General features: G+C 41.8%; 19 protein-coding genes and 1 pseudogene. 7 read left to right on the top strand and 13 right to left on the bottom strand.

Features of this window, described 5'->3' with window-relative positions:
* Positions 1–26 precede the first annotated feature (26 nt).
* Genes ACLFKQ_RS19110 through hypE form a run of 4 tightly spaced genes read left to right on the top strand, consistent with a single transcriptional unit; the run spans position 27 to position 1,494 of the window.
* Positions 27–206 (top strand): hypothetical protein, encoded by a 180-nt coding sequence (locus ACLFKQ_RS19110; RefSeq protein ID WP_449001350.1) that lies wholly within the window; start codon positions 27–29, stop codon positions 204–206.
* A gap of 30 nt (positions 207–236) precedes the next feature.
* Positions 237–338 carry a hypothetical protein gene (locus tag ACLFKQ_RS19105; RefSeq protein ID WP_449001349.1) on the top strand — a complete coding sequence of 34 codons (102 nt, stop codon included), beginning with the start codon at positions 237–239 and terminating at the stop codon, positions 336–338.
* Positions 316–432, top strand: a complete 117-nt coding sequence (locus tag ACLFKQ_RS19100) for a plastocyanin/azurin family copper-binding protein (protein WP_449001549.1) — start codon at positions 316–318, stop codon at positions 430–432. Before ACLFKQ_RS19105 ends, ACLFKQ_RS19100 begins: the two co-directional genes overlap by 23 nt.
* Positions 433–444: 12 nt before the next feature.
* Positions 445–1,494 (top strand): hydrogenase expression/formation protein HypE, encoded by a 1,050-nt coding sequence (gene hypE, locus ACLFKQ_RS19095; RefSeq protein ID WP_449001348.1) that lies wholly within the window; start codon positions 445–447, stop codon positions 1,492–1,494.
* A gap of 204 nt (positions 1,495–1,698) precedes the next feature.
* Here hypE and ACLFKQ_RS19090 read toward each other — a convergent pair whose 3' ends face one another.
* The 10 genes from ACLFKQ_RS19090 to ACLFKQ_RS19045 all read right to left on the bottom strand — a co-directional run bounded on the left by ACLFKQ_RS19090 (position 1,699) and on the right by ACLFKQ_RS19045 (position 8,458).
* Positions 1,699–1,848 (bottom strand): isochorismate synthase, encoded by a 150-nt coding sequence (locus ACLFKQ_RS19090; protein WP_449001347.1) that lies wholly within the window; start codon positions 1,846–1,848, stop codon positions 1,699–1,701.
* A gap of 110 nt (positions 1,849–1,958) precedes the next feature.
* Positions 1,959–2,291 carry an Hsp20/alpha crystallin family protein gene (locus ACLFKQ_RS19085; RefSeq protein WP_449001346.1) on the bottom strand — a complete coding sequence of 111 codons (333 nt, stop codon included), beginning with the start codon at positions 2,289–2,291 and terminating at the stop codon, positions 1,959–1,961.
* A 112-nt stretch (positions 2,292–2,403) separates the two neighbouring features.
* Positions 2,404–3,132: a hydrogenase nickel incorporation protein HypB gene (hypB, locus tag ACLFKQ_RS19080; protein ID WP_449001345.1), complete on the bottom strand. Its 729-nt coding sequence runs from the start codon at positions 3,130–3,132 to the stop codon at positions 2,404–2,406.
* A 42-nt stretch (positions 3,133–3,174) separates the two neighbouring features.
* Positions 3,175–3,519, bottom strand: coding sequence for a hydrogenase maturation nickel metallochaperone HypA (hypA, locus tag ACLFKQ_RS19075; protein ID WP_449001344.1), 345 nt, complete (start codon positions 3,517–3,519; stop codon positions 3,175–3,177).
* Positions 3,520–4,008: a hydrogenase maturation protease gene (locus tag ACLFKQ_RS19070; RefSeq protein ID WP_449001343.1), complete on the bottom strand. Its 489-nt coding sequence runs from the start codon at positions 4,006–4,008 to the stop codon at positions 3,520–3,522. It lies immediately after the preceding gene.
* 66 nt (positions 4,009–4,074) lie between these two features.
* Positions 4,075–4,629: a universal stress protein gene (locus tag ACLFKQ_RS19065; RefSeq protein WP_449001342.1), complete on the bottom strand. Its 555-nt coding sequence runs from the start codon at positions 4,627–4,629 to the stop codon at positions 4,075–4,077.
* 28 nt (positions 4,630–4,657) lie between these two features.
* Positions 4,658–5,203, bottom strand: a complete 546-nt coding sequence (locus ACLFKQ_RS19060) for a universal stress protein (RefSeq protein ID WP_449001341.1) — start codon at positions 5,201–5,203, stop codon at positions 4,658–4,660.
* 175 nt (positions 5,204–5,378) lie between these two features.
* The gene (gene ppsA / locus ACLFKQ_RS19055) at positions 5,379–7,886 is read right to left on the bottom strand and encodes a phosphoenolpyruvate synthase (RefSeq protein ID WP_449001340.1); all 2,508 of its coding nucleotides are present in this window, start codon (positions 7,884–7,886) and stop codon (positions 5,379–5,381) included.
* Between the two features lie 156 nt (positions 7,887–8,042).
* Positions 8,043–8,153, bottom strand: a complete 111-nt coding sequence (locus ACLFKQ_RS19050; protein WP_449001548.1) for a CHAT domain-containing protein — start codon at positions 8,151–8,153, stop codon at positions 8,043–8,045.
* 41 nt (positions 8,154–8,194) lie between these two features.
* A complete protein-coding gene (locus ACLFKQ_RS19045) occupies positions 8,195–8,458 on the bottom strand; it encodes a hypothetical protein (protein WP_449001339.1) in 264 nt (87 codons plus the stop codon).
* Between the two features lie 238 nt (positions 8,459–8,696).
* Between ACLFKQ_RS19045 and ACLFKQ_RS19040 the strand changes: the two genes are divergently transcribed.
* The 3 genes from ACLFKQ_RS19040 to nuoF are packed head-to-tail and all read left to right on the top strand — an operon-like array spanning position 8,697 to position 11,102.
* Positions 8,697–8,957 (top strand): hypothetical protein, encoded by a 261-nt coding sequence (locus tag ACLFKQ_RS19040; protein ID WP_449001338.1) that lies wholly within the window; start codon positions 8,697–8,699, stop codon positions 8,955–8,957.
* A 38-nt stretch (positions 8,958–8,995) separates the two neighbouring features.
* Positions 8,996–9,505, top strand: coding sequence for a bidirectional hydrogenase complex protein HoxE (gene hoxE, locus ACLFKQ_RS19035; protein ID WP_449001337.1), 510 nt, complete (start codon positions 8,996–8,998; stop codon positions 9,503–9,505).
* Positions 9,495–11,102 (top strand): NADH-quinone oxidoreductase subunit NuoF, encoded by a 1,608-nt coding sequence (nuoF, locus tag ACLFKQ_RS19030; protein ID WP_449001336.1) that lies wholly within the window; start codon positions 9,495–9,497, stop codon positions 11,100–11,102. Before hoxE ends, nuoF begins: the two co-directional genes overlap by 11 nt.
* Before the next feature lie 177 nt (positions 11,103–11,279).
* Here the strand turns inward: nuoF and ACLFKQ_RS19025 are convergent, their stop codons facing one another.
* The 3 genes and pseudogenes from ACLFKQ_RS19025 to ACLFKQ_RS19015 form a co-directional block, all read right to left on the bottom strand.
* On the bottom strand, positions 11,280–12,287 hold the full coding sequence (locus ACLFKQ_RS19025) for a hypothetical protein (RefSeq protein WP_449001335.1): 1,008 nt from the start codon (positions 12,285–12,287) through the stop codon (positions 11,280–11,282).
* The gene (locus ACLFKQ_RS19020) at positions 12,287–12,499 is read right to left on the bottom strand and encodes a hypothetical protein (RefSeq protein WP_449001334.1); all 213 of its coding nucleotides are present in this window, start codon (positions 12,497–12,499) and stop codon (positions 12,287–12,289) included. Before ACLFKQ_RS19020 ends, ACLFKQ_RS19025 begins: the two co-directional genes overlap by 1 nt.
* A gap of 478 nt (positions 12,500–12,977) precedes the next feature.
* Positions 12,978–14,248 (bottom strand): annotated as a pseudogene (locus tag ACLFKQ_RS19015) (IS701 family transposase).
* Positions 14,249–14,440 lie beyond the last annotated feature (192 nt).

Below are 14,440 nucleotides of genomic sequence, written 5' to 3'. Positions count from 1 at the left end.
AAAATAGATAACTTGCGGAGGTAGAGATGATCGATTTAAAATTTAACTCATTATTTTTAAGCATTTTACTATTGCTTTTTAGTTTAATTTTACTGGCAGCGCCTGCTGACGCAGCTATCTACGAGGTAAAAATGGGATCGGATCGAGGCGAACTAAAGTTCGTCCCAGAAGACTTGGAAATTAAGCTTGGAGATACGGTCGAGTGAACGATTAATAAAGTCCCACCACATAATGTAGTGTTTGAAGAAGATAAAATTCCTAATGGCAATAAAGCATTAGCCAAACAGCTATCTCACAAACAACTATTATTCAAAACTGGCGACTACCGATCGAACTAACTTTGCCCGAGATCTTACTCCAGGTTCGTATCCTTATTACTGCGAACCCCATCGTGCTGCTGGTATGGTAGGTAAGATTATTGTCAAAGGCTAGACAAACCAAATTATGAGCGATCGCCCAAATTTTAATCTTGCTTGTCCCCTTCCCTTACAAACATATCCCCATGTATTATTGGCTCATGGTGGGGGTGGCAAATTAATGCAGCAGTTAATTCAAATGTTTTTGACTGCTTTCGGTACGACGAATGAGATTCAACACGATGCGATCGCTCTTCAGCTTAGCGGCAATAAAATTGCCTTTACTACCGATTCTTATGTGGTTAATCCCTTGTTTTTCCCGGGTGGCAACATTGGTTCTTTAGCCGTTAACGGTACGGTAAACGATCTGGCAATGGCGGGGGCACGTCCACTCTATCTCAGCGCGAGCTTTATCTTAGAAGAAGGATTATCTATGGAGACTCTTTGGCAAGTGGTGCAATCGATGCAGCAAGCCGCAGCAATAGCCAAGGTAAAGATAGTCACTGGCGATACTAAGGTGGTAGATCGGGGCAAGGGAGACGGTATTTTTATTAATACTACGGGAGTGGGAATTATCGAACACAATCTGGCGATCGCGCCGCAGTCAGTTAAGCCAGGGGATTTACTATTACTCAATGGAGATTTGGCACGGCACGGAATTGCAATTATGGCGGTAAGGGAGGGATTAGAGTTTGAAACCACTATTGAAACTGACTCGGCACCGCTAGCGAATTTAGTCTTAGAATTACTTGCCGCTGATGTGGAAATTCACTGTCTGCGAGATTTAACGCGCGGTGGTTTAGCCAGTGTTTTAAATGAAATTGCTTATGCTGCTGGCGTTGGTATTGAAATTGACGAGAGTTTAATTCCTATTACTGAAGAGGTACAAGGAGCTTGCGAACTACTGGGTTTAGATCCTCTTTATGTAGCTAATGAGGGTAGGTGTGTAGTTTTTATTCCGCAACGAGATGGCGATCGCGCTTTAAGAATAATGAGTTCTTATCCTCCCGAGTACCAGGCAAAAATTATCGGTCAAGTGGTTGAGGATAAAAATTCTTTAGTTACTCTCAAAAGCAAAATTGGCTCGAAGCGTATTGTCGATCTCTTAAGTGGCGAACAGTTACCGCGAATCTGTTGATTCGATTGGTAGTTACAGCAGTTTTCTATGAGTAGACTACATCTCGATCTGAGGCAGTAGGCAGAAGGCAGTAAGGTTATTATGACTGATTAAACGGACTTGATATTAGAGATCGTCTTGCTAGTCTATAGTAGCAGGAAAGCTAGTAGAGAGAAGATTTTTCTACTAGCTTACGATGTTGATTATTGCTTTTCCCTAAAATATTTATGAATGTTGTTCGCGTTCGTCATAAGGATCGCCTTCAAAAGGCTGTACTCCCGATTTAGGATAGTCATCATCGGTGGGTTTGAACAGTCTAGAAACTCCGTCCCAAATATATTGAACTGTATCCCGCAGCCATTGAGCAATCTTCATTTTTTTTACCTCTTTATTTAATTATTCAGCTATAAAATTTTTAGTGAATTACTATCTTCACTGCCAACTTAGAATTAGACACTGGGCTACCGTCTATAAATTTAGAACCTTTAAAGCTTAGCCGTACTGGCAATCTCCATCTTAGGCATGGTTATAGTTAAGACTCCATCAATGAGTTCGGCACTAATTTTTTCTACTTCAATCTTTACTGGTAAGAGAATATTGCATTCAAGCTGTCCGTAGTGCAGTTGAGAAGGAATTAATTCTTTTTCGGCTTGCGATTTATGACGGTCGTGAATTCCCGAAATCGAGAGCGATTCGGGTTCGGCATGAATATTCAAATTTTTTATTTCAATTCCTGGCACTTCTGCTTTGAGAATTAGGTCTTCATCAGTTTCATTGAATTCAACAGCAGGACACCAAGTTTTAGTTTGCTCTTTCATCGAGATTATCTCCTCATGGTTCTCTAGGTGTGAAAGTTTCTAGCAGTTAGCCTCGATCTTTTATATTTTTAGATTAAGAAAACAACTTGAAGAACTTGTGAAGAGAATAGAACTAATGCGAAGAAAATAGATAAGTATACAAGTAGTCGATTCCCTCACCTGTTTTAGCTGAAATCTCAAAAATTTGAGCTTGAGGGGCAATTTTTCGAATATTAGAAATTGCTTGGTCTCGATTAAATTCTATCACTGCGGCAAGGTCGATTTTGTTAATAATTACTAACTGGGCAGATTTAAACATGGTTGGATATTTGAGTGGTTTGTCTTCTCCTTCTGTTACCGACAGCAATACAACTCTCAAATCTTGTCCTAAGTCGTAAGCGGCAGGACAAACCAAATTACCGACATTTTCGATAATTAGTAAGTCTAAATTATCTAAATCGAGCTTCTGAGCAGCTTTGGCAACCATAGCTGCTTCTAAATGACAGGCATTACCAGTAGTAATTTGTATAGTTGATGCGCCTTTGCTTTGCAGTCTTCGAGCATCGTTATCAGTAGCCAAGTCACCTACAATGGCACCGATACCGATAGAATCACTATAATCTTGCAGTATTCTTTCAATTAAGGCGGTTTTACCCGAACCAGGTGATGACAGCAAATTGATAACCAGCAATCCTTTCGATTTAAAGTAGTGACGGTTTTGCTCCGCGAGGCGATCGTTTTTACTGAGGATACCTCGATGGAGATTAATTGTCTGCTGGTTTGTTGTTTCTATTTCCTGAGTTGGAGTTACATCCTCAAGAACGACATTATCGATTACACTACAGCCACAGTCTTTACACATTTTTTATTTCTCCTTAAACACCGAGCGAGCAGCAACTAACTACTAACTACTAACTACTAACGAAGCCAATTCTAGTTCTCTACCAGTAAGAATATTGCTGCTAATTTGCTGGCATTGAGGACATTGGTAAACATAATTTTTAGGTTGAAATTGGCGATCGCACTCTCGACAATAACAAACTACTGGAATAGCATTAATTTCTAAGCGAGCGTGTTCAGCTATCGTGCCACGAGTTAGAACTTCAAAGGCAAATTCTAAAGCTTCGGGAATCACTCCCGATAATTCACCAATATTCATCGTCAAACGTTCGATCTTCGTTGCTCCATTTTTTCGAGCCTGAGCGATCGCAATCTCTAAAGTAGTTTGCATCATACTTACTTCGTGCATCTATCTCAACTGGCTGGTTTTGCCTCTAGATGTTACTTCGGTCTGGGAATTGACTGCTGAAATTAGGTTTCTTATCTGAATTAATGCCTGAGAAATACCATCTCGTGCCAAAACTGATAGGCGATCACCCAAAGTGAAATTTACTCCTGGCACTACTACCCACCATGCTTGAGGACATTTTTCATAAATAGATTGAGTGAGACTGAGTATTGCTATCGGATCGCTGAAGTGGCTCTCAAGTTTAGTTGCATCTACAGGTTTTAATGAATACAATTCTACGGAATCTCGACCGAAAGCCCGACAAGCGTCGACAAAAATTACTAAATCTACGCTAGCCAAATCCGCAGCTAATTCTGGGAATAACTGATGTAATGGCAGCGATCGCACTCTTGGCAAATGCCAAGTGGCGACAATTTGAGCGACCTGAGTGCCGATACCATCATCACCGCGTAAGTCATTGCCGTAACCGACCACCAAACTTTTAACCATTTAGCCTCTAAGTTTTTAGTAGCAAGATATTGTTCTGCCCTGACTCTGTCGTTTACCATTAAAAGTCTAAGCAAGAGCGGTAGATTCTACATTTTCTAATGCAGAATCTCCCTGTGGTTCGATGGCAGTCCGAACTAGCAATATCGAGCAAGGAGTGTGATGAACTACATAGTTGCTAACGCTGCCGAGAAATAGTTCTTTCCAACCCGAATATCCCCTACTGCCGATGAGGATTACCTTGGCGTGGCAAGTCTGAGCAAAGTCGCAGATAGTCAAACTAGGATGACCGATAAGCTGACTAAATTCTGTCGGTACTCCTGCGGTGATCGCTTCATTGGCAAAAGAACGTAGTAATTCCACTCCTTGAGCTTTAAAAGCATTCCACTGCCTACGATACATTTCATTTGCCATTTGACCGACTGTAGGATCGAGATGTAGGTAATGGTGATGGTCGCCCACTGCAGGATAGTGAGACATAATCGGACTGTCTGGTTCTTCTCCAGATAAAACGTGCAGTAAGATTAAACTAGCTTGGTTCGCTTTGGCTAAAGATAGAGCTTTGTCGAATACCTTTCTATTTGCCGGGGAGCGATCGAGCGCTGCTAGGATTGTGTCAAACATCTTGTTTTGCTTAGTAGGGTTAGTCTTGTTAGTCTTCAGTGAGCGGATTGTTATCTGCTGGTTGTTCTTCAGCAGCGATCGAATCTGAGTTTGATTCGGGTTCGATCGCATTACGCACGATGAACACCGAACAAGGTGCATGGTGAGTTACGTAATTACTAACGCTGCCGAGAAACATTTCTTTGAGACCTTTTAAGCCGCGACTGCCTACTACAATCAAGTCGGCTGACCAAATATGGGCTATTTCGCAGATCGACCGCCCTGGATTGCCGGTTAATTGGGTGTATTCAGTTTGAACTCCTACTGCTGTTGCCTCTTGAGTGAGATTTTGTAAAAAATCAATTCCCCATTGTTTGTATTCTGTCAAATTTTCTCGATATAAGTTATAACTGCGCTCGTCTAACATCGGATAGTAGGCATAGCTAGGCAACACGGGATAGCCTGCTTCGTCTTCGGATAAAACGTGCAGCAGCATTAAAGTTGCCCCTGTAGTTTGGGCTAGAAATACTGCTGTCTCAAAGACGGACTTATGTATTTTAGAATGGTTGAGTGGTACCAAAATTTTTTTCATCATTGGCAATACCTCTTGTTCGATGGGTGGTTGGTGGCGAGGAATGAAACTTCGATGCTACCAACTGTTGCTTGCTAACTAAGATTTTGGGCGTTGCTGATTAGGTAATGGTGTTCAGTATTTATGACATCTACAATCCATGTTTTTCGTAGACAAACGAAGTAAAATCATTACGCATTCAGCAACGCCAGATTTTTTCTACTTCGGCGACTTTTAATTTCGTTTTCAGCACGGAATCGGGATTGAGACTAATCGAATCAATACCCTGCCGAACTAAAAACTCGGCAAACTCTGGATAATCGCTTGGTGCTTGACCGCAGATGCCAATTTTACGTTGATTATTGCCAGCCGCAGAGATCGCCATTGCCAGCATAGTTTTAACAGCGTAGTTGCGTTCGTCAAAGAGATGGGCAACTAAAGCTGAATCGCGATCGAGTCCTAACGTTAGTTGAGTAAGGTCGTTCGAACCAATGGAGAAGCCATCAAAGACTTGACTGAATTCATCCGCTAGCAGCACGTTACTGGGCAGTTCGCACATGACGTAGACTTGCAAATCATTTTTGCCTCTAACCAAACCATGTTTGCCCATCTCGGCTATAACTTTGCGTCCTTCATCGGGAGTTCGGCAGAAAGGAATCATGGGAATAACATTAGTCAAACCCATTTCATCTCGGACTCGTTTAAATGCCTGACATTCCATCGCAAAGGCTTGACGATAGAGAGGATCGTAATAGCGACTCGCACCACGCCAACCCAGCATCGGATTTTCTTCGGTCGGTTCGAATTGTTTGCCCCCCAAAAGATTGGCATATTCGTTACTCTTAAAGTCCGACATCCGCACGATAACGGGTTTGGGATAAAAGGCGGCGGCAATAGTAGCGATGCCTCGGGCAAGCTTATCCACAAAGAAATTGGGTTTATCTGGGTAATGAACTGTCAGGCGAGCGATCGCCATTTTTTCTCCAGCATCTTGGAGTTCTTCAAATTTGAGTAACGCTAGGGGGTGTACTTTAATCTGATTGGCAATGATAAATTCTAACCTGGCTAAACCCACCCCATCGCAGGGTAAAGCTGACAAGCTAAAAGCTTCTTCGGGATTGCCGACATTCATCAAAATTTGCGTTTTGGTTTGGGGTAAGTTATCTAACTCCGTCGAGTCGACGGTGAAAGGAATCAAACCAGCATAAACTTTACCTTCTTCCCCTTCAGCACAAGATACGGTTATTTCTCTTCCGGTTTGAATATTTTTAGTCGCAACGTCACAGCCTACAATTGCCGGGATTCCCATTTCGCGAGCGATGATCGCCGCATGACAGGTTCTACCGCCCTGATTGGTGACGATCGCACTGGCTTGTTTCATAATTGGTTCCCAGTCGGGATCGGTTTTATTAGTAACTAAAACTTCTCCCGATTGGAATTTATCAATTTCAGTAATATCTAAAATAACTCTGGCATTACCGGCACCAACTTTTTCGCCAACTGCCCGACCTGTGGTTAGTATCTCGCCTGTTGCTTCTAACTTATATGTCTGCAAGATATTGCGAGCTTTCTGAGATTGTACGGTTTCGGGACGAGCCTGGACGATAAATAATTCTCCCGTTAACCCGTCTTTTGCCCATTCAATATCCATTGGGGTAGCAACACCGCGTACTTGAGAATAATGTTCTTCGATTTGACAAGCCCAAGACGCTAAAGTCAAAATTTCGTCATCTTCGATCGCATATTTAATTCTTTCCGAGGGGGATGTGGGTACATTTTTGGTGAGCTTACTACCGCCAATATCATACACCATCTTAATTTCTTTGCTACCGAGACGTTTTTCTAAAATGGGTCGATAGCCTTGAGTTAGTGTCGGTTTGAAGACGACATATTCATCGGGATTGACCGCCCCCTGAACCACATTTTCACCCAAACCATAAGCAGCCGTAATGATAGCTGCATCTTTAAAACCAGTTTCGGTATCGATCGAAAACATCACTCCCGAAGTTGCTAAATCCGAACGCACCATTTTTTGTACGCCGACAGAAAGCGCGACATTAAAGTGGTCGAAACCTTTAATCGTACGATAGGAAATCGCGCGATCGGTAAATAGGGAGGCAAAACATTTATGACAAGCGTCAAGGACGCTTTGGAAGCCATGAACGTTAAGATAGGTTTCTTGTTGTCCTGCAAAACTGGCATCGGGTAAGTCTTCAGCGGTAGCCGAGGAACGAACCGCCACATCTACGTTATAAGTATATTTGTGACAGAGTTCTTTATCTTCCCCTTCAAAGCGATCGCAAGCTTCAAAATCGATGCTATATCGCTGGCATAATTGACTGTAAGCTTCGGTAATTGCAGCCTCTAATTCTTCGGGAAAGGGAGTATTGAGAATCAACGTCCTCGCTTGCTTGCCGTGCGATCGCAAGTTACTAACATCTTCTACATCGAGATCGGCAAATAGTTGACGTAGCTTGCTTTCTAATTCTGCCTGTTGAATAAAATAACGATAAGCATAAGCAGTAGTGGCAAAACCTCCCGTAACATTAATTCCCTCTGGTGTTAACTGTCGGATCATTTCTCCTAAAGAGGCATTTTTACCACCGACTAGGGAAACGTCTTCCATTCCCACATCTTCAAACCAGAGAATGAAAGCTCCTTCTCTATCTTGCGATAGTTCTTTTTGGCGATCTACTATTGTTACCATAAATCCCAGTTCCTCATTTTCTTCATTCAATTTTTATTTTTTCGCATCTAATAGAGCGAGAACTCATTTAGGCTGATAACTCTGTTGTAAACCAGTAACTTGAGGAACTTGTGAGGATATGGGATGTAAAATTCAAATAGGCAAAGATTGATACTTTTACAACCAATTTCCTACCAACGCAAAAGGCGACCAATAAAAAGTATGGTTGGAGTCCTGAGAATGGATCGATGCCAATTGAGCTTGACGCAAAGCTTCAGCTTGATTAATGTCGGACTGGGACTGTACTAACTGTTGATAAAAGTCATTAATTAATAAGGAACCGTCTGTAGAGACAGAATCACCGCCAGGCGCTCGCTCGAGATTATGGGATAAATTACAGCCGTAGTAATAGTTACTTCATCTGTTTGTTTGGGTCGAACTTCCAGACAGGCTTCTGGAAAGAAGTTTTCTAGTTCTGCTAACTGAAGCGATTCGATCGCTTGTCGCGCTTGTTGGAGTTGTGCCTGAATGGGATTAACATCTAGTAACAGCCCAACTAACTCTCGATCTCTCGATATACTGGTTCGACACATTAGTCGAAAAGAAAATTAGGCATCGGGAGTAACTGCTACCAAAAAGCTGCGTGGAGACTGGAAATCGTTCACTGCGGCTATGTAGGGCGCGATCGCACTGTTGTAGCCGAGCGATCGGATTAAATCTTCTCCTCACAAATTCTTCAAGTCTTGTTTGTACGCTGAAATTACTAGGATTTCCCAGGCAATTTTATCGAACTGCGTGACTTAGATTTGATGAAGCGAGCAAGGAAAAATCATGAAAATCAAACTAGCAAAGAAATTATTGGTTGCAACTCTAACGAGCTTTATTTTAGTTGCGCCCGCAGCTAATCCTCTTGCCTCCGAAGAACCACTCGAGGATTCTGAATATCCCTATTGTTGTCAACAAAACCGCTCTGGCTGGCACAGAGGTCGATATGGCAGAAGTTACGACCTCAACCAAAGTGAAACTTTTAATGGAGAGATAGTAAGTATAGATACTTATGGCTATCCTTTGTGGCGTAGCTGGAGAGGATAAACCACGATTGTTTACTAAACTAAGCACTAACCACCAATATGCCAATTACAAAAGGAAATTCTCAACTACATCCTAGCGGCGATAAGCGGTTTCGGATGCTGGAGGCGACAATGAAACGTCACCAGTATGCGCCTGATGCACTGATTGAGGTGCTGCACCAGGCGCAAGAGTTATTTGGTTACTTAGAAGAAGATTTACTGCTTTATATTGCCCATAGCCTAAAACTACCTCCGAGCCAAGTCTACGGAGTAGCTACTTTTTATCATTTTTTCTCTCTAAAGCAAAAAGGAGCGCATACTTGCGTTGTCTGTATGGGTACGGCTTGCTATGTCAAAGGGGCGGCTAATTTACTGGCAACTTTAGAACAGCAGTATCAAATTAAAGCAGGAGAAACCACTCCTAACGGTCAATTGTCCCTAGTAACCGCCCGTTGCTTGGGTGCCTGCGGAATTGCTCCTGCAGTAGTAGTAGATGGCAATGTCGAAGGTCATCAAACCTCTGAATCTGTTATTCGTCGAGTTAGGGAACATTTACACTATGGATCTTGAAGAACTCAATACAATTGCCACTAGAGAACGGCAAAAACGACAAAAAACCTGTATTCGTTGCTGTACCGTAGGAGGATGTTTATCTGCTAATGGACTAGCAGTCAAAGAGCAGTTAGAAGAAGCCATAAACGAAGCAGGTTTGGGAGGAAAAGTCGAAGTTGCCGGGGTTGGTTGTATGGGATTGTGCAGTCGAGGACCATTAGTCAGAGTCGACCCCCAAGGAACTCTATACGATCGCGTTGCTCCGGATAGTGCTTCAGAAATTGTGACATCTATCCGACAGATGAACGAGGGAGACTCAGCCTTTGCACCATCACCATATCAACCACAAACTCACCCTTTCTTTACCCGACAGTTAAAAATCGTCCTCGAAAATAGTGGCAAAATCGATCCAGAAAAGATAGAAGAATACATTGCTGCCGATGGTTATCGGGCACTATATAAAGTATTACGGGAAATGACCCCAGAATCGGTAGTAGCGGCAATTACCAGCAGTGGACTGAGAGGTAGAGGTGGCGCAGGATATCCTACAGGATTGAAATGGGCAACTGTAGCCAAGGCAAAAGGCGACCGCAAGTTTGTAATTTGTAATGCCGACGAAGGCGATCCTGGTGCCTTTATGGATCGCAGTGTGCTAGAAAGCGATCCCCATCGAGTAATTGAAGGTATGGCGATCGCTGCTTATGCGGTGGGAGCAAGCCAAGGTTATATTTACGTCCGGGGAGAGTATCCTCTAGCTATAAGCCATTTACAAACAGCAATTCGTCAGGCGAAGCGGTTGGGTTTATTAGGAAGTCAAATCTTTGAGTCTCCTTTCGATTTCAAAATCGACCTTCGTATTGGCGCAGGGGCATTTGTCTGTGGCGAAGAAACTGCATTGATGGCATCAATCGAAGGCAAGCGGGGCATTCCTCGCCCTCGCCCTCCCTATCCTGCTGAATCTGGTTTGTGGGGTTATCCTACTCTAATTAATAATGTCGAAACTTTGGCTAACGTTCCGACAATTATTCGTCAGGGTGCAGAATGGTTTTCTAGTATCGGCACCGAAAAAAGTAAAGGAACTAAAGTTTTTTCCCTGGCAGGAAAAGTCTGCAACACGGGTTTAATTGAAGTGCCAATGGGCACTACTTTGCAGCAAATAGTAGAAGATATGGGTGGCGGCGTTCCTGAAGGTATCGCCAAAGCAGTGCAGACAGGGGGACCTTCAGGTGGATGTATCCCTGCTGCTGCATTTGACACTTCTGTAGATTATGAATCTCTAACCAAATTAGGTTCGATTATGGGTTCGGGTGGCGCGATTGTCATGGATGAAACTACCAATATGGTAGATGTGGCTCGCTTTTTTATGGAATTTTGCATGGACGAGTCTTGTGGTAAATGTATTCCCTGTCGAGCGGGAACGGTTCAGCTATATCAGTTACTAACCAAAATTCGAGAAGGCAAAGCTTCGGTTACTGACTTAGACAAGCTAGAAGAATTATGCGAGATGGTGAAATACACTAGCTTATGTGGCTTGGGGCAATCGGCACCCAATCCCGTTTTAAGCACTCTGCGCTACTTTCGCAGTGAGTATTTGGCACTGATTGCCAACTCTTAATTAACGACAGAGATTCGATCGCAGATCCAGCAATTAAAAGTCATAGAGACTTAAGAGATGCGATCGAGTTTGAACGAGTACTTAACAAATTTAAAACTTGCTGTATTACATGTATCTCCCTCGACCATCAATAGTCGATTGAATTTAAAATTAGACAATCGAGCACTGAAATTTTATTCACTTTTTAGGTCGATAGATTCCAGGTTTGACTCGCACCCATTCTCTTCCCAAATAGTCACGTCTACCTAAAACATTGGCGATTGATTGACGAATTTTAGTCCTGCGATTTGTCGTCCAGTTCGATTGCTGCCGTTCTGAATATAGATAATCGATTATTTCTCTGGTTGAAAATACTCTAGGCTTACACTCTTTTAAAAAACCTCGGATAGTTTCTAATAGTGTTACTTTGAGTTTGTTTGAGTCGGGTAAGTTATGGAGCTTTCGCATCCCATTCTTTTCGCTTGAAGTTTCCTCTACACTATCGTCGGCTAAATCTCCTGCAGCTTTTACTTCAGCCGAGTCAGCGTCGTTCGAGAAAACTGGGGAAGTTTCAACTGAAGAATCCTGTTGGCTTTCGGTATTCGTGTAGCAATGAAGGTCGTAAGTATCCAAACGACAATAGCCTCGATCTATCGCTTGATTTAGGTAAAGTTCGAGAGATTCTTCAGTCAAATCTAGATTGAGTTCGGTGTTGAGTATTTTCTGCAAATAGCTGAGATGCAGGGTTTTGTTAGGTTCCGAATCAAAGACTTTTTTGATTGCTGGCAGCACGGTTTTAGATAGTTTTAAAAAACTAGCAATAGTATCGATCTTTCCTTCCAAGTTAGATTCAAGTCTCGAGACTTCATTATCAGAACCAAAATTAGTCGCTCGCAGTTGTGAACCATACCCATTGGTTCTCTCTAATCGTGCATCTGGCAAATTGAAACTTTTTTTCCGGCGACGACGACTGAGTGATGGTTCTACGACCGAGGTTGAAATTATTTCATGAGTGAATTCTGACTCATTAGACTCTTCAAGCACATCTTCTAGTTTCTCGTCTAAATCCCGCAACAACATTTCGATTTTTTCTCGATGTGCTTTAGCCGCCATTGCCTCGGCTAAATAGCGTTCGTATTTGTTTTGATAGTAATTCTCTAGCCTTTCAAGACTCTCAATCGCTGCTACGATTTCTCTTTCCAGCATTATTTATTTCTCCTGCACTCTGAAGCTTTTCCATTACACTCGTTGCCATAACTCGGACAGCATACTGCATAGCTAATCCGTTCTACTATGCGATCGCATCCCTTACAGACAAACTTATATTCACGTTCGTACATTTTCCGCTCGTGTTCTTTAACCTTGTATTTACGATAATGTTCCGTTTTGACTGCGCGAACTAACTTTTCTGAACTCATCTTGACACTTCTATATTGGATGTACTTTATTTTGACTAATTTTTACCAGTAAACCCCATCTACTTTGAAAAGCCGAATCTTTTGGTTCTGGAAATTAGCAACAGCATTAATTTACTCCTGCTGAGAATCATAACAGTATGATAAATTACGTTTCCGACCATTGCTCAAAATACTTTTGTAGGATTGACTCGAAACAAAGATCGGTCACGATGATATCGGTTCGACTAATGCTGCTCGACGAAGATGTTATCCCAAACAATCGTCATTTTTTGCTTAACCTCAGCTCGGATTAAGACAATCAAAGGCTTAGGAATGTTAAGAATCTACCTTTGATGGTAAACAAACTAATTGAGCGGTTTTAAGATCGAAGAAATAGATTTTTTTTAAGCTAAGGAGGGTAACCATGGTCACTGCTACAAGACCAGAACCAAAAGTAAAACTCGGACCTACTAAGCTGCTAACGGTACTTAAACAAAAATCAAGCCCAAACAAAGCCCAAACTAGCTTTATAAGCTACGAATACGTCGCGATTTTGGTTCAACCATTGGACAAAACGATAAGATATACCTGTACGAAAAGCTTCTAATGCTTCAGGAAATGTCTCCAAAGGTTTGTTCGCCCAACGTCTTCTTAAACCTCCAGTAAGCTTATGCCAAAGGATAAAAGTATAGGCACAAAAAACTAGAATAAAATGTCTTTCCAAACTCTTCTTATCTCTAACTTGATACTCTTTTAATCCTAACCATCCCTTGGCTTCTCGATAGAAAACTTCTATCCAGTTTCTCTGAGCATAAGTTTGAACTATCCATTGCTCGGTTACTATTTCTCCCTCAACATTTGTGAGTAAGTAGTCAATATCTTCAGCATCTTCAAAGATTGGTGCACTCATGACGATAGCTATTTTTCTGATTCCTTCTAGCCTTGATATTTCTGCTTCTATTATTGCTACCCAGACGGTTCTAGGTTTTTCACCCTGGATTTGAATCTCCTTAAATTCCTCATCAGATAACCATTGAGCATATTCATCTACTCTGATTTTTTCTAATTGATTTGATGGAGTTTTAACCAAAATATTACGATTTTTAGCGATTCCTCCTATATACTTTAATTTCTTTTTTTCCAGTTCGAGTAAAACAGTTGTGTTGTTACCATAGGACGAATCTATTAATACTAGTCCTGGTCGATATCCCCTCTTCAAACTTTTATCGATTAATTCTAAGGCTAAGGTGGGTTTTTTCTTGAATTCTCTGTCTTTCTTTCCTTCGGGCAACGAATTACCATGTTGATATAGTTCTATGTCTAAAGGTAAGCTTTTTTGGCCATCATATAGATGAGTTGTTACTACAACATTGCCATTATCTGTTTTCCCAATTTCCCCAATATATTGACGACCTACTGCTGCGGTAAAGTTACCACTTTTTCTATGCCCAGAGTCATCAACAATTAGACTAAATCCCTTACTGATTCTCGTTTGATTACACTTGTTCATCACTTCTAAGCGACGTTCATTTATCTTGTTCGCTGACCAAGTTGCTTCAGTTAAGAAATGGTGTAATTTGTGGTATGTGACCTCTACTGCGTCTTTAGCCATTTGAGATACATTTTTTCGCTCACTTTCCCCTAATAATCCTCCTAAATAATGTCTGAATTCCCTTTTTTGCGCTTTAGTTCTCAGTAAATCATCAAACTTTTGACACCATCTCATCTATCGAAACAGGGAGGCATGGCTGCGGGAGTAGTTTCTTTCATAAAGTAAGTGCGATCGGGCTTTAGAATAATGTTAAAGTTAATCAGCAAAGGTATTCTATCTTATTTTGTCTGTTTAAATTGTTTAAGTACCGTTAAGACGGTGACAGTAAAACTGTAGCAAGCGCGAGTTAAATAGATCGACGTTTCTTAAATTCCTTGCCCCCTTGACCCGCAATCTTGGGGGTATTATAG

The sequence above is a fragment of the Myxosarcina sp. GI1(2024) genome (assembly GCF_053543375.1).
This window is presented reverse-complemented; position numbering and strand designations above follow the sequence as displayed.

Excerpts from the sequence above, each read along its gene's own strand:
- ACLFKQ_RS19045 (WP_449001339.1), bottom strand. The coding sequence starts at position 8,458 with ATGTGTCGAACCAGTATATCGAGAGATCGAGAGTTAGTTGGGCTGTTA.
- hoxE (WP_449001337.1), top strand. The coding sequence starts at position 8,996 with ATGCCAATTACAAAAGGAAATTCTCAACTACATCCTAGCGGCGATAAG.
- ACLFKQ_RS19025 (WP_449001335.1), bottom strand. The coding sequence starts at position 12,287 with ATGCTGGAAAGAGAAATCGTAGCAGCGATTGAGAGTCTTGAAAGGCTA.
- nuoF (WP_449001336.1), top strand. The coding sequence starts at position 9,495 with ATGGATCTTGAAGAACTCAATACAATTGCCACTAGAGAACGGCAAAAA.
- ACLFKQ_RS19085 (WP_449001346.1), bottom strand. The coding sequence starts at position 2,291 with ATGAAAGAGCAAACTAAAACTTGGTGTCCTGCTGTTGAATTCAATGAA.
- ACLFKQ_RS19110 (WP_449001350.1), top strand. The coding sequence starts at position 27 with ATGATCGATTTAAAATTTAACTCATTATTTTTAAGCATTTTACTATTG.
- ACLFKQ_RS19065 (WP_449001342.1), bottom strand. The coding sequence starts at position 4,629 with ATGTTTGACACAATCCTAGCAGCGCTCGATCGCTCCCCGGCAAATAGA.
- hypA (WP_449001344.1), bottom strand. The coding sequence starts at position 3,519 with ATGCACGAAGTAAGTATGATGCAAACTACTTTAGAGATTGCGATCGCT.
- hypE (WP_449001348.1), top strand. The coding sequence starts at position 445 with ATGAGCGATCGCCCAAATTTTAATCTTGCTTGTCCCCTTCCCTTACAA.
- ACLFKQ_RS19060 (WP_449001341.1), bottom strand. The coding sequence starts at position 5,203 with ATGATGAAAAAAATTTTGGTACCACTCAACCATTCTAAAATACATAAG.
- ACLFKQ_RS19040 (WP_449001338.1), top strand. The coding sequence starts at position 8,697 with ATGAAAATCAAACTAGCAAAGAAATTATTGGTTGCAACTCTAACGAGC.
- ACLFKQ_RS19090 (WP_449001347.1), bottom strand. The coding sequence starts at position 1,848 with ATGAAGATTGCTCAATGGCTGCGGGATACAGTTCAATATATTTGGGAC.
- ppsA (WP_449001340.1), bottom strand. The coding sequence starts at position 7,886 with ATGGTAACAATAGTAGATCGCCAAAAAGAACTATCGCAAGATAGAGAA.
- hypB (WP_449001345.1), bottom strand. The coding sequence starts at position 3,132 with ATGTGTAAAGACTGTGGCTGTAGTGTAATCGATAATGTCGTTCTTGAG.
- ACLFKQ_RS19020 (WP_449001334.1), bottom strand. The coding sequence starts at position 12,499 with ATGAGTTCAGAAAAGTTAGTTCGCGCAGTCAAAACGGAACATTATCGT.
- ACLFKQ_RS19070 (WP_449001343.1), bottom strand. The coding sequence starts at position 4,008 with ATGGTTAAAAGTTTGGTGGTCGGTTACGGCAATGACTTACGCGGTGAT.